The 23,356-nt window shown below is 68.6% G+C and carries 23 protein-coding genes; 4 read left to right on the forward strand and 19 right to left on the reverse strand.

What is annotated here, in order from left to right; translation table 11 throughout:
* Nucleotides 1-13: 13 nt before the first annotated feature.
* Nucleotides 14-2,215, forward strand: coding sequence for a 1,4-alpha-glucan branching protein GlgB (gene glgB, locus ACWGLC_RS11125; protein WP_452100020.1), 2,202 nt, complete (start codon nt 14-16; stop codon nt 2,213-2,215).
* Between the two features lie 81 nt (nt 2,216-2,296).
* Here the strand turns inward: glgB and ACWGLC_RS11130 are convergent, their stop codons facing one another.
* On the reverse strand, nt 2,297-3,244 hold the full coding sequence (locus tag ACWGLC_RS11130) for a tetratricopeptide repeat protein (protein WP_452099970.1): 948 nt from the start codon (nt 3,242-3,244) through the stop codon (nt 2,297-2,299).
* A 35-nt stretch (nt 3,245-3,279) separates the two neighbouring features.
* Entirely contained in the window at nt 3,280-4,479 is a 1,200-nt protein-coding gene (locus ACWGLC_RS11135; RefSeq protein ID WP_230928683.1) for an acetyl-CoA C-acetyltransferase, read from the reverse strand.
* A 76-nt stretch (nt 4,480-4,555) separates the two neighbouring features.
* Between ACWGLC_RS11135 and mce the strand changes: the two genes are divergently transcribed.
* Together mce and ACWGLC_RS11145 are read left to right on the forward strand one after the other, a co-directional pair.
* Entirely contained in the window at nt 4,556-5,026 is a 471-nt protein-coding gene (mce, locus tag ACWGLC_RS11140) for a methylmalonyl-CoA epimerase (RefSeq protein ID WP_452099971.1), read from the forward strand.
* A gap of 34 nt (nt 5,027-5,060) precedes the next feature.
* Nucleotides 5,061-5,936 (forward strand): hypothetical protein, encoded by an 876-nt coding sequence (locus ACWGLC_RS11145; protein WP_452099972.1) that lies wholly within the window; start codon nt 5,061-5,063, stop codon nt 5,934-5,936.
* Here the strand turns inward: ACWGLC_RS11145 and ACWGLC_RS11150 are convergent.
* From ACWGLC_RS11150 to rho, 17 genes are all read right to left on the reverse strand, one after another.
* Complete coding sequence (locus tag ACWGLC_RS11150) at nt 5,917-6,219, reverse strand: ATP/GTP-binding protein (protein WP_452099973.1); 303 nt, start codon at nt 6,217-6,219, stop codon at nt 5,917-5,919. The two genes, ACWGLC_RS11145 and ACWGLC_RS11150, sit on opposite strands and share 20 nt — an antisense overlap.
* A 12-nt stretch (nt 6,220-6,231) precedes the next feature.
* Nucleotides 6,232-6,912 carry an endonuclease NucS gene (gene nucS / locus ACWGLC_RS11155; protein WP_295649474.1) on the reverse strand — a complete coding sequence of 227 codons (681 nt, stop codon included), beginning with the start codon at nt 6,910-6,912 and terminating at the stop codon, nt 6,232-6,234.
* Nucleotides 6,913-6,957: 45 nt separating this feature from the next.
* Complete coding sequence (locus ACWGLC_RS11160; protein WP_452099974.1) at nt 6,958-7,407, reverse strand: DUF2550 family protein; 450 nt, start codon at nt 7,405-7,407, stop codon at nt 6,958-6,960.
* A gap of 56 nt (nt 7,408-7,463) precedes the next feature.
* Nucleotides 7,464-7,838 (reverse strand): F0F1 ATP synthase subunit epsilon, encoded by a 375-nt coding sequence (locus ACWGLC_RS11165; RefSeq protein ID WP_230930371.1) that lies wholly within the window; start codon nt 7,836-7,838, stop codon nt 7,464-7,466.
* A gap of 9 nt (nt 7,839-7,847) precedes the next feature.
* Nucleotides 7,848-9,296, reverse strand: a complete 1,449-nt coding sequence (gene atpD, locus ACWGLC_RS11170) for a F0F1 ATP synthase subunit beta (protein ID WP_452099975.1) — start codon at nt 9,294-9,296, stop codon at nt 7,848-7,850.
* Between the two features lie 3 nt (nt 9,297-9,299).
* The gene (locus tag ACWGLC_RS11175) at nt 9,300-10,286 is read right to left on the reverse strand and encodes a F0F1 ATP synthase subunit gamma (RefSeq protein ID WP_452099976.1); all 987 of its coding nucleotides are present in this window, start codon (nt 10,284-10,286) and stop codon (nt 9,300-9,302) included.
* A gap of 55 nt (nt 10,287-10,341) precedes the next feature.
* Nucleotides 10,342-11,979 carry a F0F1 ATP synthase subunit alpha gene (atpA, locus tag ACWGLC_RS11180; protein WP_452099977.1) on the reverse strand — a complete coding sequence of 546 codons (1,638 nt, stop codon included), beginning with the start codon at nt 11,977-11,979 and terminating at the stop codon, nt 10,342-10,344.
* A 105-nt stretch (nt 11,980-12,084) separates the two neighbouring features.
* Nucleotides 12,085-12,903 carry a F0F1 ATP synthase subunit delta gene (locus tag ACWGLC_RS11185; RefSeq protein ID WP_452099978.1) on the reverse strand — a complete coding sequence of 273 codons (819 nt, stop codon included), beginning with the start codon at nt 12,901-12,903 and terminating at the stop codon, nt 12,085-12,087.
* A gap of 14 nt (nt 12,904-12,917) precedes the next feature.
* A complete protein-coding gene (locus ACWGLC_RS11190) occupies nt 12,918-13,490 on the reverse strand; it encodes a F0F1 ATP synthase subunit B (protein ID WP_295649488.1) in 573 nt (190 codons plus the stop codon).
* A gap of 31 nt (nt 13,491-13,521) precedes the next feature.
* Entirely contained in the window at nt 13,522-13,767 is a 246-nt protein-coding gene (locus ACWGLC_RS11195) for an ATP synthase F0 subunit C (protein ID WP_182631968.1), read from the reverse strand.
* Nucleotides 13,768-13,867: 100 nt separating this feature from the next.
* Nucleotides 13,868-14,659 (reverse strand): F0F1 ATP synthase subunit A, encoded by a 792-nt coding sequence (gene atpB, locus ACWGLC_RS11200; RefSeq protein WP_344993554.1) that lies wholly within the window; start codon nt 14,657-14,659, stop codon nt 13,868-13,870.
* A gap of 205 nt (nt 14,660-14,864) precedes the next feature.
* Entirely contained in the window at nt 14,865-15,320 is a 456-nt protein-coding gene (locus tag ACWGLC_RS11205; RefSeq protein ID WP_452099979.1) for a hypothetical protein, read from the reverse strand.
* Nucleotides 15,321-15,330: 10 nt separating this feature from the next.
* Nucleotides 15,331-16,491, reverse strand: a complete 1,161-nt coding sequence (locus ACWGLC_RS11210; RefSeq protein ID WP_344993248.1) for a glycosyltransferase family 4 protein — start codon at nt 16,489-16,491, stop codon at nt 15,331-15,333.
* A gap of 2 nt (nt 16,492-16,493) precedes the next feature.
* The gene (locus tag ACWGLC_RS11215) at nt 16,494-17,147 is read right to left on the reverse strand and encodes an L-threonylcarbamoyladenylate synthase (protein ID WP_452099980.1); all 654 of its coding nucleotides are present in this window, start codon (nt 17,145-17,147) and stop codon (nt 16,494-16,496) included.
* On the reverse strand, nt 17,144-18,073 hold the full coding sequence (gene prmC, locus ACWGLC_RS11220; protein WP_452099981.1) for a peptide chain release factor N(5)-glutamine methyltransferase: 930 nt from the start codon (nt 18,071-18,073) through the stop codon (nt 17,144-17,146). Before prmC ends, ACWGLC_RS11215 begins: the two co-directional genes overlap by 4 nt.
* A 5-nt stretch (nt 18,074-18,078) precedes the next feature.
* The gene (gene prfA, locus ACWGLC_RS11225) at nt 18,079-19,164 is read right to left on the reverse strand and encodes a peptide chain release factor 1 (RefSeq protein ID WP_452099982.1); all 1,086 of its coding nucleotides are present in this window, start codon (nt 19,162-19,164) and stop codon (nt 18,079-18,081) included.
* The gene (rho, locus tag ACWGLC_RS11230; RefSeq protein ID WP_452100021.1) at nt 19,161-21,194 is read right to left on the reverse strand and encodes a transcription termination factor Rho; all 2,034 of its coding nucleotides are present in this window, start codon (nt 21,192-21,194) and stop codon (nt 19,161-19,163) included. The genes prfA and rho overlap by 4 nt, the downstream gene beginning before the upstream one ends.
* A gap of 502 nt (nt 21,195-21,696) precedes the next feature.
* Between rho and ACWGLC_RS11235 the strand changes: the two genes are divergently transcribed.
* Nucleotides 21,697-23,352, forward strand: a complete 1,656-nt coding sequence (locus tag ACWGLC_RS11235; protein WP_452099983.1) for an AMP-binding protein — start codon at nt 21,697-21,699, stop codon at nt 23,350-23,352.
* Nucleotides 23,353-23,356: the final 4 nt, after the last annotated feature.

Here is a 23,356-nt window from a genome sequence, read left to right on the forward strand (position 1 = left end):
CTCTCAGCCCGACATGGCCGCCGGAGCAGGCACTCCCGCGCCGGCCCCGTTCCCCGACGAGGCCTTAGCTCGACTCCGCTCGGGCACCCATCACGATCCGCACTCCGTGTTCGGCGCGCACCGGGACGGCAGCGGTAGCGTCATCCGCACGATGCAGCCCGGAGCGGTGGCGGTGGAGATCCTCGTCGACGGCCGCACTGTGCCCATGTCCCCGCTCGGACACGGGATGTTCGGGGCATCGCTTCCGGATGCCGACCTCCCCGACTATCGCTACCGGGTGTCGTACCCGGACGGCCACAGTCGGATCGTCGCCGACGCGTACCGGTTCCTGCCGACGCTCGGCGACGTGGACCTACACCTGATCGGTGAGGGCAGGCACGAGCGGCTGTGGACCGTCCTGGGCGCGCACGTCCGCACCTACGACACCCCCGGCGGGGCCGTCACGGGAACCTCGTTCGCGGTGTGGGCACCCAATGCGCGCGGTGTGAGCGTGGTGGGCGACTTCTGTGCGTGGAATCCCGCCGCGTTGCCCATGCGGTCGATCGGCTCATCCGGGGTGTGGGAACTGTTCGTCCCCGGCGTCCGGGACGGCGCCCACTACAAGTACTGCGTGCGGGGCGCCGACGGGGGAACCGTCGACCACGCCGATCCGATGGCCTCCGCGACCGAGGTGCCCCCGGCCACGGCCTCCAGGGTGTTCACCTCCGAGTACGAATGGAACGACGCCGAGTGGATCGCCGCCCGCGCGACCCGCGACCACTCGCGGTCGCCGATGGCCGTGCTCGAGGTGCACATCGGTTCATGGCGTCCCGGACTCGGCTACAGGGAGTTCGCACACCAGTTGGCCGACCACGTGGCGGAGACCGGCTTCACACACGTGGAGCTGATGCCCGTCGCCGAGCACCCGTTCGGTGGCTCGTGGGGCTATCAGGTGTCGTCCTACTACGCACCCACCAGCCGGTTCGGATCGCCGGACGACCTGCGCTACGTCATCGACCACCTCCACTCGCGTGGGATAGGCGTGCTGGTGGACTGGGTTCCCGCTCACTTCCCCAAGGACGAGTGGTCACTCGGCCGCTTCGACGGCACCCCACTGTACGAACACCCGGATCCACGGAGGGGCGAGCAACCGGACTGGGGCACGTACGTGTTCGACTTCGGCCGACACGAGGTTCGGAACTTCCTCGTCGCCAACGCCCTGTTCTGGGCCGAGGAGTTCCATGTCGACGGGCTGCGCGTGGATGCCGTCGCCTCGATGCTCTACCTGGACTACTCGCGCGACGAAGGCCAGTGGGAGCCCAATCTGCACGGTGGCCGGGAGAACCTCGAGGCGATCGCTCTGCTGCAGGAGGTCAATGCGACCCTGCACCGTGCACATCCCGGGGTCCTCACCATCGCGGAGGAATCGACCTCGTGGGGAGGCGTCACCGCCCCCACCGGGACCGGCGGGCTCGGCTTCTCCATGAAGTGGAACATGGGCTGGATGAACGACACCCTGCGCTACCTGGCGCTGGACCCCCTCTACCGGACGCACCACCACGGCGAGATCACCTTCTCGATGATGTACGCCTGGAGCGAACGATTCGTCCTGCCGCTGAGCCACGACGAGGTGGTCCACGGAAAGGGCTCGATGTGGGAGCGGATGCCGGGTGCCGCATGGGACCGTGCCGCCGGTATCCGCGGGCTGTACGCCTACATGTGGGCTCACCCCGGAAAGAAACTCCTGTTCCAGGGCCTCGAGTTCGGCCAGACCACCGAATGGGACGCCGACCGCGGTGTCGTCTGGGATGACCTGGACGGCTGGGAGGGCGAGTTCCACCGCGGCATCCTCGCGTGCGTACGCGATCTCAACGCCGAATACGCCGACAACCCGGGGTTGTGGGTGCTCGACGACGAGCCGGCCGGATTCTCCTGGATCGACGCCAACGACGCCGACAACAGCACGTTGTCGTTCCTACGCACCGATCACGCCGGCAACACGCTGGCCTGCATCGTGAACTTCTCGGGAAGCCCGCTACGCGACTACCGCATCGGGCTCCCCTCCGCCGGTATGTGGGAGGAGATCCTCAACACCGACGCCGAGCTCTACGAGGGCTCCGGTGTGGGGAACCTGGGCGGGGTGCGCTCGTACGAGCAGGGGCACCACGGGCGTCCGTACTCGGCGACCGTGGCGGTGGGGCCCCGGGCCACGGTGTGGCTGCGCCACAGCGGCTAGATCGCGGCACGACCCCGGGCGCACCACGCCAGATTTCGGGGGCGTGGCGGTTCCCGGCGGCGGTCACCGCTCCGGGCTCGGTCAGTACAGGGCGCTCGCGAGTTCCCGCCGGGCGACGAGCACCCGGGGGTCGTCCGCGGGTAGTGCCTCGAGGATCTCGAGCAGCCGGGTCCGGAGGATCTGGCGCTCATCTCCGAAGTGCACCTTGATCGCATCTGTCAGAACCGAGAACGCCGAGTCGTACTCCGCCGCGACCAGCATGAGGTCCGCCGACCGCAGTGCGGCGGGAACCGACCCCTCCGCGGTGTCCGTCTCCTCCGACACGCGCCTGCCGGCCTGGACGTACCTCAGCGCCTCGACGATCGTGTGGTCCGCGGGTCGTGCCTCGACCAGCGCCGAGAACCGCTCCTCGGCCGTGACCAGGTCCCCCTCGGACAGCGCCTCTTCGGCCGCGTCCAGCTCGGGGTCCGTCTCATCCTCCGCCTCGGGATCATCGGCGTCCGGCACCGGCCCGCTCAATTTTCCCTCCGTGGCACGCAGAACGGCGTCGAGCCACTGGCGGAGCGCCTCCTCGGGCTGCTCCCCCTCGAAGTCGGCGATCGGACGGCCGCCCGCGATGGCGAACACCGACGGCACCGCACGAGCCTGCAACGCCTGGGCGATCCCGGGGGCCACATCCACGTCCACGGTCGCATGGACCCAGGCCCCGTTCGCCTCATCCGCCAGGGCCGCCAGCAGCGCCGTCAGCGCCGTGGGCGCGCGCTGCGAGACCAGCTCGATGATGACCGGGACCTGGGTGGAGCGGACGAGGACCTCCTGCTCGAAGGTCGCCTCGTCCACCTCCACCCGTGACGCCCCGGCCCTGTCGGCGCCACCCCCGCCCGGCTGCCCTGGGGCACGGCCGGCGGCGGCCGCGCCCCGCTGGGCCTCGGCGCGACTCTTCAGCCCAGAGAGGTCGACGGCGCCGGCGAGCGACGCCGCGAGCTTCTGCTCGGCGGCGGACGGGGGACGGTTACCTGGTCTGGTCACGGCTCCGATCCTGCCACGCCGCCGCCTTCAGGGTGTCAGCCGGCCGCGGGCACCCGGATCAGGAGCGCGTCTCCCTGGCCGCCGCCGCCGCAGAGTGCCGCGGCTCCGAGACCCCCGCCCCGGCGGGCGAGCTCCATGGCGAGGGTGAGGACGACGCGGTTACCGGACACGCCGATCGGGTGGCCAAGGGCGATGGCGCCACCGTTGACGTTCACCTTGTCCGCGTCCAGGTCCAGCATGCGGGTCGAGTGCAGTCCCACCGAGGCGAAGGCCTCGTTGAACTCGAACAGATCGATGTCCGACACCGCAACACCGGCGCGCTCGCACGCGTCCAGCACCGCGTCGGCGGGCTGGTGCTGGAGGGTCGAATCAGGCCCGGCGACCGTGCCGTAGCCGACGATCTCGGCTAGGACCGGCCAGCCCTCCGCCTCGGCGCGGGCGGCGGAGGTGACGATCACAGCCGACGCGCCGTCGGAGATCTGGGACGACGAACCGGCGGTGATGGTGCCGTCCTTGGCGAATGCGGGACGGAGCTTCGACATCGACTCGGCGGTGGAATCCGCCCGGACGCCCTCGTCCGTCTCCACGACCGTGTCGCCCTTACGCCCCTTGATGGTCACCGGGACGACCTCGTCCGCGAAGCGTCCCTCGGCCCAGGCGGCGGCGGCGCGCTGGTGCGAGATCGCGGCGAACTCGTCCTGGTGCTCACGCGTGATCTCCAGCTCGACATTCCGGGCCTCGGTGAGGGCCCCCATAGGCTGGTCGGTCGGGACGTCGTGCAGCCCGTCGTACGCCATGTGGTCGAGGACCTCTACCGAGCCGTACTTGTAACCGTTCCGGCTCTTGGGCAGGAGGTGCGGCGCTTGCGACATCGACTCCTGACCACCCGCGACGACCACCTCGGAGTAACCGGACCGGATGGCCTGGTCGGCCAACGCGATCGCCGTCAGGCCGGACAGGCACATCTTGTTGATGCTCAGCGCGTCGATGCTCTTCGGGAGTCCGGCGGCGAGCGAGGCCTGGCGCGCGGGCATCTGGCCGTTTCCGGCGGAGAGCACCTGCCCCATGATCACCTGGTCGACGGCCTCACCGGAGACGCCGCCACGCTCGAGGGCGGCGTTGATCGCGATGCCGCCGAGTTCGGCCGCGGACAAGGAGGACAGGCCGCCCTGCAGGCGACCGAACGGAGTGCGTGCACCGGCGACGATGACGGTGCGGGTGGGCTCGGCGGTCATGGGACACCTTCCGATCGAGGGGTGATGGTTATCCACGCCAAACTACCGTGGACCCGGACCGGCTAGCGTGGAAGGTATGACTACTACCCCAGCAGGCCAGCCCCTTCTTCCTTCCGAACTGGTCGTGGCCATCGATCACGTCGGTGTCGCGGTCCCGGATTTCGACGCGGCCGTGGCCTGGTACCGGGACAACCTGGGTATGGAGAACCTCCACGAGGAGGTCAACGAGGAGCAGGGCGTCCGCGAGGCCATGCTCGGCTCCCCCGGCCGCCCCGCGGGCAGCGCCCTGCTCCAGGTTCTGGCGCCTCTCGACGACAGCTCGACCATCGCCAAATACCTGGATCGCAACGGCCCCGGGATCCAGCAGATGGCCGTCCGGGTCACCGACATCGACGCGATCACCGCCCACCTGACCGGACGCGGAGTGCGCGTGCTCTACCCGGCCCCGAAGACCGGAACCGCCGGCTCCCGCATCAACTTCGTCCACCCCAAGGACGCCGGCGGTGTCCTCCTCGAGCTCGTGGAGCCGGCCGCCGATCAGCACTGAGCGCCGACGAGGGCTGCGCGGCTAGGGTGGTGACATGCCGAGCACGCACACTCCCGAATCGGCCGTGCAGCCCTTCGCGGTGGTCCGGAAGGGCTTCGACCGCGAACAGGTGTCCGCGGCGCTCGCCCGACTGGAAGCCGAAGCCGAGCTGCTGCGGGCCGACCGTGACGCCGCGGTGGAGCGTGCCGAACGTGCCACCGCGGAACTCGAGCGTCACCGCGACAAGGTCGACGAGCTGGAGTCGCGGATCGCCGAGTTGGGCCGCGCACCGGTGACGAACGAGCAGATGTCCGACCGTCTGTCCACGATGCTCGCCCTCGCGACGGCCGAGGCCGCATCGATGCGCGACAACGCACACTCCGACGCCGACCGGATTCTCAACGAGGCTGAAGAGGACGCGTGGCGGATGCGTGAGTCGGCGGCAGCCGAGCTCTCCGCCGTCCGCACCCGTAACGACGCTGTCCGCGCCGAGCACGACGCGGCGTTGGACGCGGCGCGAGCCCGGGCTGCGGAGATCGTCCGCTCGGCCGAGAGCGAGGCGAAGCGACTGGACGATGTCGCCGCACGGCGACGCGACCAGATCGACGAGGACCACCGACTAGCGTCGAACCTGCGTCGAAAGGAATCCCTCGACGAGGATCGCGCCCAGCGTGCCGCGACCAGGAGCGCAGTCCAGGCGCTCCGGTCTGAAGCCCGCGACCGCGCGGACGAGATCGTGCGTGACGCGGAACAGCGCGCGAACGACATCATGGGCCGCGCCCGGACACACACCGAGCGCCTCCGTGCTCTACGTGAGGACGTCCTGGCCGAGCTGGCCTCTGTACGGGCACGACTGGAGCCGCTGCCGGCCGGCGTCGCGAACGAGGAGCCCCTGCCGGAGACCCCTCGCTTCAACTCCAGCGACGGGTGAGCCCCCGGCTGGACCGACCGTTCCAGCATCCCGAATGCCAGTGGCGCCGCTCATCGTCGCCACCAGGCCGGTCCGGCCAGGCCACGACGTGTGCCGTTCCCGACATCACCAGCTGGTCGCATCCCGGGCAGCGATAGTCCTTGCTCGCCCTGGCGCCGGGGATCCTCCGTACGTGATACCCGTCCGGATCTCCCGCCGGCCCGGGCTCCATCGCTCCCCCACCCAGCCCCTCACGCCTCGGCGCGGGTAGATCCCGGGCTGCGCGTCGATGTCGTCTCGGCACCGCACACCCCGCTCAGAAGAGGCGCAGGTCGTTGGAGTCTGTTCCGCGTAGCCGGTCGTAATCAAGGGTCACGCAGCGGATACCTCGATCCTCGGCCAGCGTTCGCGCCTGGGGCTTGATCACCTGCGCGGCGAAGATCCCGTTGACCGGCGCGAGCAGCGGATCACGATTGAGTAGCTCGAGATAGCGCGTCAGCTGCTCGACGCCGTCGATCTCGCCGCGGCGCTTGATCTCCACTGCGACCGTCGTGCCCTCGGAGTCGCGTCCGAGGATGTCCACGGGGCCGATCGCGGTCATGTACTCGCGGCGGATCAGGCTGTAGCCACGGCCCAGAGTGTCGATGTGCTCCGCGAGCAGCTCCTGCAGATGAGCCTCGACACCGTCCTTCACCAGGCCGGGATCCACCCCGAGTTCGTGCTGGGACTCATGGTGGATCTCCGCGACGGTGATGCGTAGCTGCTCGCCGGCCTTGTTCTCGATCACCCACAAGCGGTGATCCTCGTTCTCGGGATGATCCTGCTCACTCAGGGTGCACGGCGGGGTCATCCAGTTGAGCGGCTTGTATGCGCGGTCATCGGCGTGCACACTCACCGATCCGTCGGCCTTCACCAACAGCAGCCGCGGAGCCATGGGGAGATGGGCGGTGAGCCGACCGACGTAGTCGACCTGGCAGGTGGCGACGACGAGTCGCAACAAAACCTCCTGAGTTCGGCACGGGTGGCCGGAGACGAGCGGGATTCAGCGCCTGCGACGCCTGGGACGTATCTGGTCGGTCGAGCAGGCCTCGACCCACGCCAGGAGCCCGGTGAGCGCTGACGGACCCAGGCAGATGTCGCCCTCGACCAACTGGTCGCGGCGATCACGACCGGAGAACGGGACGATCATCTCGCCGGCCTCCGCCACGTCCAGTTCCGAGCCCGTCGGATGACGGCGCCGCCCGAGAACGAGCGTGCGCCTGTCCAGTCGGACATCCGGTGTGAAGCGGATGCTGAACAGGCGATAGAAAGCCACGTCGGCGTCCGTGTACCGCACGGCTCCGTAGGTCCACGTGTCCTCACCCGTCTGCCGGGTCAGCACCGAAGTGGAGTTGTGCCGGATGAACACCAGCCGATACACGACGGCCGCGACCACCGGCGCGAGTATGAGCAGGACGACGACACCGAGGACAACCTCGATGGGAGCCGTCAATCTGTTCAACTCCTTCCGGTGGTCGCGGCCGTTGTGACGGTCGAGACCTGGTGGGGCTAGGCGCCCGCCTTCTCGATGGCGCGAAGACGGCCCCGAGCAGCGGCTGCGGCGGCGGCGTCGTCGCCCGCATCCGCAAGCGCCTGCTCCGCGGCCGAACGGTCGATCGACTCCGACCAGGCCGCTGCTTCTCCGAGGATACTCACCTTGTTGGCGGTCACCGAGAGGAACCCACCCTCGACGGCGGCGACCTTCTTGCCCTCGTCGGTGTACACGGTCACGGTGCCACCGGTGTCCAGCTCGCCGAGCAGCGGCTCGTGACCGGCCTGGATACCGATCTCGCCCTCGGTGGTCTTGGCGACCACCATGCTCGCGGTCCCCGACCAGAAACGACGCTCGACAGTGACGAACTCGACTTCGATGTCAGCAGCCATGTTCTACGGTCACTTCCCCGCGAGCTTCTTCGCGGCGGCCTCGACGTCGTCGAGACCGCCGATGCCGTTGAACGCCTGCTCGGGCAGGTGATCGAGCTCGCCCTTGCACAGCTTGTCAAAGGCCTCGATGGTCTCGGACAGCGGAACGACGGAGCCGACCTGACCGGTGAACTTCTCGGCGACGAGGAAGTTCTGACCCAGGAAGCGCTCGAGGCGGCGGGCACGCTGGACGGTGACCTTGTCCTCCTCGGAGAGCTCGTCCATACCGAGGATCGCGATGATGTCCTGGAGCTCCTTGTACTTCTGGAGGATCCGGATGACTTCCTGCGCGACGCGGTAGTGGTTCTCACCCACGATGCCGGGCTCCAGGATCCGCGACGTCGAGGTCAGCGGATCCACGGCCGGGTAGATGCCCTTCGAGGCGATGGAGCGGGAGAGCTCCGTGGTCGCGTCGAGGTGGGCGAACGTGGTCGCCGGCGCCGGGTCGGTGTAGTCGTCCGCGGGGACGTAGATCGCCTGCAGCGACGTGATCGAACGACCACGGGTCGAGGTGATCCGCTCCTGCAGCTGGCCCATCTCGTCCGCCAGGGTCGGCTGGTAACCGACAGCCGACGGCATGCGACCGAGAAGGGTCGAGACCTCGGAACCGGCCTGCGTGAAGCGGAAGATGTTGTCGACGAAGAGCAGAACGTCCTGGCCCTGCACGTCACGGAAGTACTCGGCCATCGTCAGGGCCGAGAGGGCGACGCGCATACGGGTCCCCGGCGGCTCGTCCATCTGGCCGAACACCAGGGCCGTGTCCTGGAGCACGCCCATCTCTTCCATCTCGAGGAAGAGATCGGTGCCCTCACGAGTACGCTCACCGACGCCGGCGAACACCGACGTGCCGGAGAACTCACGCGCGATACGGGTGATCATCTCCTGGATCAGAACGGTCTTGCCGACGCCGGCGCCACCGAACAGACCGATCTTGCCGCCCTTGACGTACGGGGTCAGCAGGTCGATGACCTTCACACCGGTCTCGAGGATTTCGGTCTTACCCTCGAGCTGGTCGAAGGCCGGCGGCTCACGGTGGATGCCCCACTGCTCGCCGTCCCGGCCGGTGCCGGGAGCGTCGAGGCAGTCGCCGAGGGCATTGAAGACATGGCCCTTGACGACGTCTCCGACGGGCACGGAGATCGGCTTGCCGGAGTCCACGACCTCGGCGCCACGGACGAGACCATCGGTGGACTGCATCGAGATGCAGCGAACCATGTTGTCGCCGAGGTGCTGGGCGACCTCGAACGTGACGGTCTTGGCGACGGCCTCGAGCGTGATCTCCGCGGTGAGGGCGTTGAAGAGGGCCGGGAGGGCGCCGCGCGGGAACTCCACGTCGACGACCGCACCCAGGACGCGGGCGACCCGGCCGGTGAGACCGGCCGTGCCCGTCGTGCTCTGATCGGTAACAGCTGTGGTCATTACTTAGTCACTTCCTGCGCTCGCGGCGAGCGCGCCAGCGCCACCGACAATCTCGCTGATTTCCTGGGTGATCTGTGCCTGGCGGGCCTGGTTCGCCTCACGGCTGAGGCCCTCGACCAGTTCTGTCGCGTTGTCCGTGGCGGACTTCATCGCGGTACGACGAGCCGCCGACTCCGACGCCGCCGACTCCAGCAGCGACGCGAACGCCCGGGTCGACATATACCTCGGGAGGATGTTGTCAAGCAGGGTGTCGGCGTCGGGCTCGAAGGTGACCTCGGGCTTGAACTCGGTCCTGGACGTATCCAGCATGTCATCGCCGAGATCCAACTCCTCGATCTCGACCTGGGTCTCGATCGGGGCCAGACGACGAGCCCTCGGCGTCTGGGTGAGCATCGACTTGAACTGGGTGTAGACGATATGGACCTCGTCGACGCCCTTGCGGGTGGTGTCGCCCGTGTAGTCCTCGCCGAGGAACTCCGACGCGTCGAAGGTGCCCTCGCCACCGGCCGCGAACGCGGTCGACAGCAGCTGGAAGGCCGGCCGGGCCTCCTGGTAGTCGGGCTTCTGCGAGTGGCCGTGCCACGCGCCCGCGATCGCGATCTCACGGAACGTGTAGTACACGATGCCCTTGTTACCCAGGACGTAGATATCGACCTCGCGGCCCTCGCCCTCCAGGAAGGCGATGAGCTCGGAGGCCTCCTTGAGCACGTTGTGGTTGTAACCACCGCACATACCGCGGTCGGAGGTCACGACGAGGATCGCGGAACGCTTGGCGTCCTCGGGCTCGTTGAGCATCCGGTGCTGCACCGACGACGCGCTGGCGAGGTCGGTCAGGATCGCGGTGATCTGATCCGCGAACGGCTGGGCCTCGGCGACCCGGGCCTGGGCCTTGGAGATCTGCGACGTGGCGATCAGCTCCTGGGCCTTGGTGATCTTCTTGGTCGAGTTGACGGACTTGATCCGGTCGCGCAGTTCACGCATATTCGCCATGGTTTCAGATCACACTCCTCTCGCCCTTGAATCGGATGGCTGTCATCTCGAGGCCTCAGGCCTTCTTCTTGGTGACCGTGAGGGTCTCGCGGTCGATCTCGTCCTCGGAGAGTGCCTCGGCCTCGGGCTCGTTGACCACGCGGGAGCCGTCGGAGGCCACGAAGCCCTCCTTGAACTCATTCGTCTTGGCCTCGAGCGTCGCCTTGGACTCGTCGGACAGAGCCGCCCCGCCGTCGATCTGGGTGAACACGTCGGCAGCTCCGTGGTGCAGCTGCTCCAGCAGCTCGGCCTCGAAGCGACGGATGTCGGCGACCGGGACGCTGTCGTAGAAGCCCTCGCCGGCGAGGTAGATCGAGACGATCTGGTCCTCGACGGAGACCGGGGAGTTCTGGTCCTGCTTCAGGATCTCGACCAGACGCTGACCGCGCTCGAGCTGGGCCTTGGAGGCCGCGTCGAGATCGGACGCGAAGGTCGCGAAGGACTCGAGGTCACGGAACGCGGCGAGGTCGAGACGCAGCGAGCCGGAGACCTTCTTCATACCCTTGGTCTGCGCGGCGCCACCGACTCGCGAGACGGAGATACCGACGTTGACCGCGGGGCGGACACCGCGGTTGAACAGATCCGACTCGAGGAAGACCTGACCGTCCGTGATCGAGATGACGTTGGTCGGGATGAACGCCGAGACGTCGTTCGCCTTGGTCTCGATGATCGGCAGACCGGTCATCGACCCGCCACCCATCTCGTCGGACAGCTTGGCGCACCGCTCCAGCAGCCGGGAGTGCAGGTAGAAGACGTCACCCGGGTAGGCCTCACGACCCGGCGGGCGGCGCAGCAGCAGCGAGATCGCGCGGTAGGCGTCGGCCTGCTTGGACAGGTCGTCGAACACCACCAGAACGTGGGCGCCGCCGTACATCCAGTGCTGCCCGATCGCGGAGCCGGTGAAGGGGGCGAGCCACTTGAAACCAGCGGAATCGGAGGCCGGGGCGGCCACGATGGTGGTGTAGTCCATCGCGCCGTGCTCCTCGAGGGTCGCCTTGACGCCCGCGATGGTGGAGCCCTTCTGACCGATCGCCACGTAGATGCACCGCAGCTGCTTGGTCTTGTCGCCGGACTCCCAGTTGGCCTTCTGGTTGAGGATGGCGTCGATGCAGACCGCGGTCTTCCCGGTCTTGCGGTCGCCGATGATCAGCTGACGCTGGCCGCGGCCGATGGGGGTCATGGCGTCGATGGCCTTGATGCCGGTCTGCATCGGCTCCTCGACGGGCTGACGCTCGAGCACCGAGGGCGCCTGGAGCTCGAGGGCGCGGGTGCCCTCGGCCTCGATCTCGCCCAGGCCGTCGATCGGCTGACCGAGCGGGTTGACGACACGGCCGAGGAAGCCGTCCCCGACGGGCACGGAGAGAACGTCTCCGGTACGACGAACCTCCTGGCCCTGGGCGATCTCGTCGAAGTTACCGAGGATGACCGCACCGATCTCGCGGTCCTCCAGGTTCAGCGCGACGCCGAGGATCCCGCCGGGGAACTCCAGCAGCTCGTTGGCCATCGCCGAGGGAAGGCCGCTGATGTGCGCGATACCGTCACTGGTATCGACGACAATGCCGACCTCTTCCTTGGTCGCGTCGGTCGAAACAGTTGAGGTGTAGTTCGCAATCGCGCTGCGGATCTCGTCGGAGGAGATCGTCAACTCCGCCATGTCATTCCTGCTCTCAAAGTCGGGATGTGCTTTATAGGTTGTGCGTGAGCCACTTACCGCGGGATCACGGCCGAGTCGCAGCTCGTCGTGTGACCGGCGAGCCGGTCAGCGGAGGCTTCGCCGGAGTGCGTCGAGCCGGCCCGCCACGCTGCCGTCGATGATCTCGTCACCCACCCGGACGACCACTCCACCCATCAGGGTCGGGTCGATCTCATTGTGGACCGCGATCTCGCGACCGTAGATCGACCGGAGCCGACCACCGAGGTCTGTCGTCTGCTGTTCCGAGAGTGCCTCGGCACTGGTGACCACGGCAACGGTGCGGCCACGGAGTTCCGCGGCCTGACCGGAGATCTCCATGAGATCGTCCGCCGGCATTCCCGTGGGCCGGGCAATGGCCTGGGACGCCAGGGCCTCGGTCACCGCGGTGACCTTGCCGTACAGCACCTGCGCGAGCAGGGCTCGCTTGGCGGAGGCCTCGGCGGTGCGATCGGCAAGTGCCTGTTCGAACTCGGCGTCGCCCGCGACGATGCGGCCGAGCCGGAACAGCTCGTCCTCGACCGTCTGGAGCTGGCCCTGCTCGTCAGCGGAGCGCATGAGCGCCTCGCGGCCGAGCGTGATCAGGCCTTCCCGCAACTCGCGCGGGTTGGACCAGTCCTGAGAGACCGCAGCGAGCAGCAGATCGAGCGTGGCCTGGTCGATCTTCCACCCGAAGACCCCGCGAACGAGGTCCTGCCGGGCCTCGACCGACGCCGAGGTGTCGGCCACCGCGACCCGCAGGGACCGGTTGTCCTCGAGGACGTCGACGACCTGGAAGAGTTCCTGGCCCACCTTGGCGCCCGTCACACCCCCGGCCGGGTTGGCGGCCAGAGCGGATTTCAGGGCGTCGCGCGTGCTGTCGAGCGCCTCACGGCTCGCTGCGTGCATGGACTCCACTTCCCTTAGTTCTTGCCCGCGCCGGGGACCCGGTCGAGGTCTGCCAGAAAGCGGTCGATGGTGCCGGAGCGGCGGACCGAATCAGACAGCTGCTCACCCATGAGTCGCTCAGCGAGGTCGACGGACTGACGCCCGAGGTCAGAGCGCAACTCGGTGATGATCTGCTGGCGCTGGGCAGTGAGCTGCTGCTCACCCGCGGCGACGATGCGCTCGCGCTCGGCCTCGGCCTCTGTCTTCATATCCGAGAGGATCTGCTGGCCCTGCGCACGCGCGTCGTCGCGGATCTTGGCCGCTTCGCTGCGCGCCTCCGCGAGCTGGGCCTTGTACTTGGCCAGCTCTTCCTTGGCCTCGGCCTGGGTCTGCTCGGCACGACGCAGACCGCCCTCGATGCGCTCCTCACGCTCGTCCATTACCTGCTGGAACTTCGGGAGGATGAACTTCCAGAAGAGCCAGAGGATGACCGCGAGCGGGATGAGCGACCAGACGATGTCATACAGCGGAGGAATGAGCGGGTTGACGCTCTCCTCCAGGGGGAGAGTCTCCCCTTCGGCCGCCAAGATGGCGATGACGTTGTTCATGGTGCGTCCCTAGAGGTCGGTGTGTCGTCGATCAGAACAGGAAGCCGGCGACGATACCGATCAGGGCGAGCGCCTCGGTGAAGGCGATGCCGAGGAACATCGTGGTGCGGAGGGTGCCGGCCATCTCCGGCTGGCGGGCCATGCCCTCGACGGTCTTGCCGACGAGGATGCCGATGCCGATGCCGGGGCCGATCGCGGCGAGGCCGTAGCCGATGGCGCCGTAGCCCTGGTTGGTGACGGTCTGCTCGGCGGCCTGGGCGAGAGTGACGATGTCCATGGGGTTTCCCTTTCAGATGGCCGGTCCGGGGTGTTCCGAACCGGTCGGACGTGATGTGTCGGGTTGACAGGTGGTCGTGTCAGGCCTCGCGGCCCGGGTTCTAGTGGTTATCAGCGTGCAGCGAGCTGTCGATGTAGACCGCGACCAGCAGGGCGAAGATGTACGCCTGAAGGAAGATCACGAGGAGCTCGAACAGCGTGAACGCGACGGACAGCACCGAGATACCGGCGGACAGGAGGGTCCAGCCGTTGAGCTGCCAGAAGAAGAAGTTCGTAGCGCTGAAGAGCAGCACGATGATGAGGTGACCCGCCAGCATGTTGGCCATGAGACGGATGGTCAGCGTGACCGGACGCAGGATGAACGTCGAGAGGATCTCGATCGGGATCAGCAGGATGTGCAGCGCCGGCGGCACGTTGGGGATGACCACGCTGGCCTTGATGTAACGGAGGAACCCGTACTTCTTGGCACCGGCGTAGATGAAGGTGATATAGCCCAGAGCCGCCAGAACCATCGGGAAGCCGATACGAGCGTTCGGCGAGACGTTGAGTCCTGGCAGCACCGTCGGAAGGTTCATCGCGAGCACCGCGAAGAAGATGGTGGCGATGACCGGCAGGAAGCGACGTCCCTGCTCCTTGCCCAGGATCTCCTCGGCCACGTGGACGCGGACGAAGTCCAGGCAGATCTCGGCGAAGTTCTGCACACCGCTCGGGATGAGCCGCGGATTGCGCATGGCGAACATGAAGAACGCCATGAGAACGACTGCCATGAGGATACGGACGAACATCAGGCGGTCCATGACGAAGGCGTCCGCGGCGAAGCCAGTGAACCACTGGTCGACAGGGAAGAACTCTTTGTCGATGTCAGGGGCGTGGAACTCGCCCTTGAAGGCCAGAAGCGTGGTACTCAGTGTGTTCTCCCCTGGTCGTGTAGGGCGGCTGGCGCCCGAGCGCGTGCAGTACGAGCGGCCCGGTGCTCGCGGCCGATTCGGGTCAGCGCGCGAACGTCTGCCGGCCGTGAAGTGGCCCGGCGACGTGCTCGTCTCACCGTCGAAGAGAATAACATCCCGGTCTCGAAAGCCGCATGTCAGGGGGACCCGGTCAGGTGACGGTCGGGTCGGCGGGCTCGATGTAGGGCGTCCGGGTCTTGAGGATGCCCCACGTCTCGGCCGCCAGGACGACGACCAGAGCGGCGATGATGGTGACCGCGAACGCCGGGCGTGAGTAGAAATCGAACCGCTCGATCACCGCCACCACACCGATGGCGACGACGAGCTTGAGCAGCCAGGTGCCGAGAAGAATAGCCGCGGTGGTCTGCGGTGCCGTCCGCGCGGTGGCCATGACCACCACCGCGGTGGTGAGAACGAAGGCCCCACCGATGCCCGCACCCATCACCGCGCCCCACAGGCCCGGTACACCGTCGACCAGGGTCCACGCGATGACGCTGATCACCGTGAGTACGACGAGTGCGAGCCCGCCGAGTCGGACGGCGGTGCGTAGGCCGGCGTTCTGGGGGCCGGGTCCGGGCTGATCGGGCGTCGCAAGAGTGTCGCTCATGACGAGCAGCCTAGCGGGACGCCCCGTCACCACCCGAGTTGTCCTCGACCCGCGCACTCCGCAGCCGCGGCACGAGCGTGGCGACGAGCACCATGAGGAGGCCGGCCGCCACGAGCGGCACGATCACCTCCGTCGGGAGCATGGTCGCGCCGACCGCGCCGAAGGCGATCAGGGAGACCCAGGCGTAGATGACGAGCGCGACCCGGCGGTGCGAGTGGCCCAGCGCCAACAGCCGGTGGTGCAGGTGCATCTTGTCGGGCGCGAACGGGCTACGCCCCGCTCCGACCCGGCGGATGATCGCCATCACGAGATCGAGCATCGGCACGAACATCGCGGCGGCCACGACGATCATCGGAGAGAGCAGCACGATCATCTCCTGCGGCCCGTACAGGCTCTGTGAGATCTTGCCCGAGGCGCTCGTGGACGCGGCGGCCAGCACGAGCCCGATGAGCATCGAGCCCGAGTCCCCCATGAAGATCCGGGCGGGCTGGAAATTGTGCGGCAGGAAGCCCAGCAGGGCACCGGCCAGGACGGCGGTGACGAGAGCGGGCGGATACGCGCCGACGGTGCCGCCCTGGTCGAGCATGATCCCGACCGAGAACACGCAGATCGCGAGCGCGGCGATCGTGCCGAGTCCGGCGGCGAGACCGTCGAGGCCGTCGACGAAGTTCATCGCGTTGACGATCGCCAGCGTGAACACGACCGTGAGCAGCCCGGCCTGGAGCTGGTCGAGCACGAGGATGTTGCCGTCTCCGAAGGGCAGATACACCAGCGTCCACGACACGCCCATCGCCACGAGCACCCCGGCGGCAGCAGCCTGCCCGGCGAGTTTGGTGACCGCGCCGAGGCCGAGGATGTCGTCGACGATGCCGAGCAGGACGATCACCCCGCCGGCGAGGATGGTCGCCTCCACGTCCGGCGCGAACGGCGGGAACGCGCGGTTGAGGGCGGGTAACTGCGCGGCGAGATAGACCGCGACCAGCATTCCGGTGAAGATCCCCACGCCACCGAGCCGCGGTGTGGGCACCAGGTGCACATCGCGCTCACGCGGGTAGGCGAGCCCACCGATCGCGGGCGCCACCCCCCGCACCAGGCCGGTGACGACGAAGGTGACGAGGCCGGCGGTGACCCCGATGAGCAGGAGCTCCCGGAACGGGATCCCGACGCCCACGGCTAGCCGCGCAGCTGCGCCGGGTCGATGTCGAGGACCTCGCCGACGCGCTCGGCGGTCACGGCGCCCTCACGCACGATCCTGGGGCCGGGTCCGGTCAGGTCGACGATGGTCGACGGCCGGCCGATCGAGCACGGCCCGCCGTCGAGGTACACCGCGACCGAGTCGCCGAGCTGCTCGCGTGCCTCGACGACGGTGGTGGCGGGAGGCTGCCCGGAGACGTTGGCGCTGGACACCGCCAGCGGTCCGACCTCACGCAACAATTCGATCGCCACGGGGTGCAGGGGCATCCGCAGCATGACGGTGCCCTGGGTGTGCCCGAGGTTCCAACCCAGAGACGGGGCCTGGTGGACGATGAGGCTCAGCCCTCCGGGCCAGAACGCACGGATGAGATCACGCGCGGCGGCCGGGGTGCTCACCACGAGCCCGTCGATGGTCTCCCATGATCCGACCAACACCGGCACCGGCATGTCCGGCCCGCGGCGCTTGGCCGACAGCAGCAGGTTGACCGCGTCCGGGTCGAAGGCGTCGGCGGCGATACCGTAGAGCGTGTCCGTGGGGGTCACGACGAGCCGGCCCGCCCGCAGGGCCCCGGACGCGGAGCTCAGGCCGACCTCTCGGCCGGTCTCCTCGGTGCAGTCGTAGGTGATGGTCACCGGGTGATCCCCTTCTGGGCTGTCGGGTCGTCGTCGTCGGCTCCGTCGTGGCGCGTCGCGGTGACGAACCGCGGCCGTCCGGCGAGGTCGGTGTGCTGTTCCACGGTACCGAAGCCGCCCCGGCGCCCGACGACCGCCGCGACCTCGGCGCCGGTCGTGTCGTCGTGCTCGACGGCCAGGTGGCCGCCCGGGGCGAGCAGGCTCGCCGCGAGGTCCACGAGAGGCACGACGACGACGAGGCCGTCCGTCCCCCCGAACAGCGCCGTCGCCGGCTCGTGGCCCAGGACCTCGGCGGGCAGGTCGTCGGTCAGCGGGATGTACGGCGGATTGGAGACCACGGCGGCCACGCGGCCGCGAAGCCGTGGCAGCAGGTGGGGATCCGTGGCGTCGCCGTGATGGATCTCGATCGGGGTGTCGCCCGCGTCCGCGCGGGCGGCGGCGTTGCGGCGTAGCCAGTCCAGCGCCGCCTCGTGCAACTCCACCGCGTGCACCCGGGCGTCGGGGCGGGCGTGGGCGATCTCGAGGGCGATCGTGCCGCTACCCGCGCACAGATCCACGACCACCGGCCCCACTCCCCCGGTCGGCGCCGGGAGGCGGGCGAGGATCCATTCCACGAGGAGTTCGGTTTCCGGGCGCGGGATGAACACACCCGGCCCGACGGAAAGCTCGAGGCGTCCCGACGGGGCGGTGCCGAGCAGATACTGGAGCGGGACGCCCCGGCCCGCGCGCGCGGCGACGATCCGATCGACTTCTGCGATGGCGGCCTCGTCGAGCCCATCAGCGAGCATGAGCCGCGACCTGTCGACGCCGAGTACGTGTGCACAGATGAGGCGGGCCTCCACCCCGGCGGAGTCGATTCCCGCTCCGGCCAGCGCCGCCGCCGCGCCGCGCACGACACCGGCCACGGGGACCGGCCGCGGGTCCACGGTGGTCAGGCCTCGTCCATCCGACGTCGACGCTCTTCGTCGGCGAGCGCGTCGAGCACCGCGTCCATGTCCCCGTCGAGGACCGAATCGAGGTTGTGCGCCTTGAATCCGACCCGATGGTCGGCGATCCGGTTCTCCGGGAAGTTGTAGGTGCGGATGCGCTCGGAGCGGTCGACGGTGCGCACCTGCGTCGCGCGCCCTTCGGCGGCCTCGGCCTCGGCGGCCTCCTCGGCAGCGGCCTGGAGCCGCGCGGCCAACACCTGCATGGCGCGCTGCTTGTTCTGCAACTGGCTGCGTTCGTTCTGACACGTGACGACGGTGCCGGTGGGCAGGTGCGTGATGCGAACCGCCGAGTCGGTCGTGTTGACGCCCTGCCCGCCCTTGCCGGACGAACGGTAGACGTCGATCCGCAGTTCCGACTCGTCGATCTCGACCGGACCTACATCCTCCGGCTCGGGGAACACCAGCACGCCGGCGGCCGACGTGTGGACCCGCCCCTGGGACTCGGTCACCGGAACACGTTGGACACGGTGCACGCCACCCTCGAACTTCATCCGCGACCACACGCCGTCACGTGACGGCTGCTTGGCGCGGATGGAGAACGAGGCATCCTTGTAGCCCCCGAGATCGGACTCGGTCACGCCCAGCACCTGAACGGTCCACCCGTGCTTCTCCGCGTAGCGCGTGTACATGCGGGCCAGGTCCGCGGCGAACAGCGCGGACTCCTCGCCGCCCTCCCCCGACTTGATCTCCATGAGCACGTCGTCGGCGTCGTGGGGGTCGCGCGGCGCCAGCAGATCCGCGAGCCGGATCTCCAGTTCCGAGGCCTCTGCGTCCAGCCGGTCGGCCTCGTCGGCGAACGAGGAGTCGTCGTCGGCCAGCTCCCGGGCCGCGGCGGCGTCGTCGCGCGTCGAGACCAACGCCCGGTAGCACTGGACGACAGGGGTCAGCTCGGCGAACCGCTTACCGACACGGCGGGCGGCCGCGGCGTCCTCGTGCAGTGTCGGATCCGACAGCTGCGCCTCGAGGCCGCCGTACTCGGAGAGGACGTCGTCGATCGATGACGGCGCACGTCCCGCGCCATCGCTCACTCCTCGTCCTGGGGCAACGTCGGCGTGGTCTTGGCCACCTGGAGGAGGAACTCGTAGTTCGTGTTGGTCTTACGCAGCTGCGACATGAGCAGGTCGATGGCCTGGTGCGTGTCCAACCCCGACAGGACGCGGCGGAGCTTGTGCATGATGCCCGCTTCCTCCGGGCTCATCAGCAGCTCCTCCTTGCGGGTGCCCGAGGGGCCCACGTCGACGGCCGGGAAGACGCGCCGCTCGGCGATCCGACGGTCGAGCTTGAGCTCGGCGTTACCGGTGCCCTTGAACTCCTCGAAGATCACCGTGTCGCCGGCGGAGCCGGTCTCGACCATCGCGGTGGCGATGATCGTGAGCGAGCCACCGTTCTCGATGTTCCGGGCCGCGCCGAGGAACCGCTTGGGCGGGTACAGCGCGGTGGAGTCGACACCACCGGACAGGATCCGGCCCGAGGCGGGCGAGGAGTTGTTGTAGGCGCGGCCGAGGCGCGTGATGGAGTCGAGGAGGACGACGACGTCCTGCCCCAGCTCGACCAGACGCTTGGCGCGTTCGATCGCCAACTCGGCGACCTGCGTGTGGTCCGACGGCGGGCGGTCGAAGGTCGAGGCGATGACCTCACCCTTCACCGAACGCTGCATGTCGGTGACCTCCTCCGGACGCTCGTCGACGAGCACCACCATGAGGTGGCATTCCGGGTTGTTGGTCGCGATGGCGTTCGCGATGTTCTGCAGGATCGTGGTCTTGCCGGCCTTCGGCGGGGACACGATCAGTGCGCGCTGCCCCTTACCGATCGGCATGATCAGGTCGATCACGCGGGTGGAGATGATGTTCTTCTCGGTCTCCAGGCGCAGCCGCTGGTTGGGGTACAGCGGCGTGAGCTTGGAGAAGTCCACGCGGTTGCGGGCCTGATCGATCGGACCACCGTTGACGGTGTCGATCCGGACCAACGGATTGAACTTCTGGCGGTTCTTGCCGCCTCCCTGCCCGCCTCCCTGGTTTCCACCCTGGCCGTCGTTCTGGCCGTCGCGCGGCATCTTGACCGCGCCGGTGATCGCATCGCCACGGCGCAGACCGTGCCGACGGATCATGTTCATGGAGACGTAGACGTCGTTCGTTCCGGCGAGGTAACCGGACGTGCGGACGAACGCGTAGTTGTCCAGCACGTCCAGGATGCCCGCGACCGGCTGGAGGACGTCGTCCTCCCGCACCTCGGTGTCGCCGTCGTTCTGCCGGTTCCCGCCGCGGTTTCGCTCGCGCCGGCGCCGGCTACGACGCCCGCGGCCACCACCGTCGTCGTCGCGGTTGTTGCCGTCTCCCCGGGGGCCGTTGCCGTCGCCCTGGTTACCCGAGCCCTGGCTGTTCGAACCCTGCTGCTCGCGGTCGTCGTTGTCCCGGTTACGGCCGCCCTGCTGGTCACGGTTGCGGCCGCCCTGATGGTCGCCGCCCTGCTGATCCCGGTTGCGACCGCCCTGCTGATCCCGGTTGCGGCCACCCTGCTGGTCGCCGCCCTGCTGGTCACGGTTGCGGCCGCCCTGCTGGTCGCCGCCCTGCTGATCCCGGTTGCGACCGCCCTGCTGATCGCGATTCTGCTGGCCCGGATCCTGGTCGTCACGGCCCTGACCGCCGCGACGCTGACGTCCGCCCTGGTCGCGCCCCTGGCGATGGCCGCCGTGGTTACCGTCCTCGCTGCGCGAACGATCGGAGTCCTGTCCCGAGTCGCCGTGGGTCGACGCCTCGGCCGACCGGCGGTCCCCGTCGCCTTCAGCGGACCGCTGCTGCTGCGGGTCTGACGTCAGCGACGACGCGGCGGGCCGGGTCGCCTCGGTCGTGTCCCCGCCGCGGGAGTCGGCGCCGCCACCGGAGGATTCGGCTGTGCCGGACGTCCCGGTCGACGCCTTGGCGGGGGCCGCGGCCTGAGCCTTGGCCGGGCCGGGCCTACGTGCGCCCTCGATCATGGCGACGAGTTCGCCCTTGCGCTTGCCCGACAGGCCCTTGAGGCCCATCTGCTGCGCGAGTCCCTTGAGGTCAGCGAGGCGCATTGCGGACAGCGAGGCGCCCTGAGGCGGTGTGGAGGTGGTTTCCGTCGAGGTCACGGGGATCCTTTCTGGGCCCGGAGCCGGGGCGGTGTGGACCGCCTCGCATCGAGCAGGTGTCCGGGATCCGGAGTCGGCGTCCCGGGTGGCCGCGTGGGCCTCTCCGCACTTGCGGCAGAGCCACATACGGAGTGTTCGTCTGAGGGGGATCCTCGTGGGGGACGAGCCGCCCACGCGGGAGGATCCCTGATCGCCATATCGCCATTCGGCCGTTGCCTACCGGGAGCCACCCTGTGACACCCGAGCGAAGACGGGCGACTGTGCAGGATCCCGGGACGCGGGAACGACCGAGCGTCCGTGGCTGACAGGAAGCATACTACCTGCGGGCACACACGTACATGTCCCCCTCCGCGCGTCACGACCGTCACCCCCTCGAGTCGGAGCCGGGCGGTAACGTACAGCACACCGATAACGCGTCCGGCAGGAACCGATCAGCAGGAGGTGGCCCGTGTTCGGAACGATGCTCGACACCCCACTTCTCGTCTCACGGATCCTCGAGCACGCGGCGGAACGCCACGGCGGCTCCACCATCACGGGGTTCGGGAGCCGGCTGGAACCCCACCCTGTCAGGTTCGATGTGGTGGCTGCCCGCGCCGCCGCCACCGCACACGCACTGTCCGCCCTCGGGGTCGGGATCGGTGACGTGGTGGGGATCCTCTCGGAGAGCCGTACGGAGTACGTCGAAGCCGTCTTCGCGCTCCCCGCGATGGGCGCGGTGGCGATGCCGGTCAACACCCTCCGCTCGGCGGACTTCAAGATCTCCGCGCTCGGGGAGAACAGGGTGTCGGTGATCCTCGTGGACCCGGAGATCCTCTCCCCTGTCCTCGAGATCGTGTCGGGTGTGGCGAGCCTGCGCCACGTCGTCGTCATGGACAGTCACGTGCCTTCCGAACTTCCCGGCACGCACCTCGAGGTACACGCACTCGAAGCCCTCCTCGACGGGCGACCCACGGCCTACCCGTGGCCTGATCTCGACGAGCGAACCGCGGCGGCCATCGCGTACACCTCCGGCACCACCGGCAGCTCCAAGGGTGTCGCGTACACGCACCGGTCGATCTGGCTCCACTCCATGCAGATCTGCATGGCCGAGAGCGCCGCGCTCCGCAGCGGCGACACCGTGCTGAGCACGGTCCCCATGCATCACGTCATGTCATGGGGGATGCCGTACGCCGCATTCATGTCCGGTGCCAGCCTGATCACCGCTCGCCCGCGACCCGGCGAGGCGCTGCACACGGGTGCCGACCTCGCCAACCTCCTGGGCACGCATCGCCCCAACAAGGTCGTCACCACCCCGGCCGCGCTCCAGCAACTTCTCGGCAGGCTGGAGACTCATCCGCAATCGCTCTCCCACCTGACCGAGATCGTCGTGGGCGGATCCGGCGTACCGGAGGCGTTGATCGATGCCTTCGTCGAGCGTCACGGTGTCCCCCTGATCCAGGCCTACGGGCTCACCGAGACCAGCCCCATCGCCGCCTTCGCCCGGCCCGACCCCCACTCCTCCGCCACCCACCGGCGCGCCCAGATTCTCGGGCAGGGCCGCTTCTCCGCGGGAGTGCAGGCCCGCGTGGTCGACGGCGGCCGGGTACAACCCAACGACGGGTGGTCCGTCGGCGAACTCCAACTCCGCGGCCCGTGGGTGACCGCCTGTTATCTCGGGGACGCGGCCCCGGAGCGCTTCGTCGACGGGTGGCTGCGGACCGGCGACATGGCCAGCATCTCGCCCAAGGGGTACCTCGCCGTGGTGGACAGGGTCGACGACACGATCGCCTCGGGCGGGGAGCTGATCTCCAGCATCGAACTCGAGCACGCGGTGCTCCGAGACGAACGGGTGGCGGACGCCGCGGTGATCGGTGTGCCCGACGAACGCTGGGGCAGCCGGCCCCTAGTTCTAGTGCGTCTCAAACCCGGGGTGACGGCTCGCGCGCGCTCGCTCTGGGAGGGGCTCGAGGGCGTGCTCGAGATGTGGAAGCGGCCGGATCGGTGGGCGTTCGTCGACGACATCCCCAGGACCACGGTCGGAAAATACGACAAGATCCGGATCCGCGCGCGGCACGCGTCCGGCAATTACGAGATCACCAGGATCACGCCCGGGTCCACGCAGTGAGGAC

It is taken from the genome of Dietzia sp. NPDC055877, assembly GCF_053615975.1.

Excerpts from the sequence above, each read along its gene's own strand:
- mce (WP_452099971.1), top strand. The coding sequence starts at position 4,556 with ATGACTACTACCCCAGCAGGCCAGCCCCTTCTTCCTTCCGAACTGGTC.
- ACWGLC_RS11165 (WP_230930371.1), bottom strand. The coding sequence starts at position 7,838 with ATGGCTGCTGACATCGAAGTCGAGTTCGTCACTGTCGAGCGTCGTTTC.
- ACWGLC_RS11190 (WP_295649488.1), bottom strand. The coding sequence starts at position 13,490 with ATGAACAACGTCATCGCCATCTTGGCGGCCGAAGGGGAGACTCTCCCC.
- ACWGLC_RS11185 (WP_452099978.1), bottom strand. The coding sequence starts at position 12,903 with ATGCACGCAGCGAGCCGTGAGGCGCTCGACAGCACGCGCGACGCCCTG.
- ACWGLC_RS11195 (WP_182631968.1), bottom strand. The coding sequence starts at position 13,767 with ATGGACATCGTCACTCTCGCCCAGGCCGCCGAGCAGACCGTCACCAAC.
- atpD (WP_452099975.1), bottom strand. The coding sequence starts at position 9,296 with ATGACCACAGCTGTTACCGATCAGAGCACGACGGGCACGGCCGGTCTC.
- ACWGLC_RS11145 (WP_452099972.1), top strand. The coding sequence starts at position 5,061 with ATGCCGAGCACGCACACTCCCGAATCGGCCGTGCAGCCCTTCGCGGTG.
- atpA (WP_452099977.1), bottom strand. The coding sequence starts at position 11,979 with ATGGCGGAGTTGACGATCTCCTCCGACGAGATCCGCAGCGCGATTGCG.
- ACWGLC_RS11175 (WP_452099976.1), bottom strand. The coding sequence starts at position 10,286 with ATGGCGAATATGCGTGAACTGCGCGACCGGATCAAGTCCGTCAACTCG.
- ACWGLC_RS11205 (WP_452099979.1), bottom strand. The coding sequence starts at position 15,320 with ATGAGCGACACTCTTGCGACGCCCGATCAGCCCGGACCCGGCCCCCAG.
- ACWGLC_RS11135 (WP_230928683.1), bottom strand. The coding sequence starts at position 4,479 with ATGACCGCCGAGCCCACCCGCACCGTCATCGTCGCCGGTGCACGCACT.
- rho (WP_452100021.1), bottom strand. The coding sequence starts at position 21,194 with ATGCGCCTCGCTGACCTCAAGGGACTCGCGCAGCAGATGGGCCTCAAG.
- glgB (WP_452100020.1), top strand. The coding sequence starts at position 14 with ATGGCCGCCGGAGCAGGCACTCCCGCGCCGGCCCCGTTCCCCGACGAG.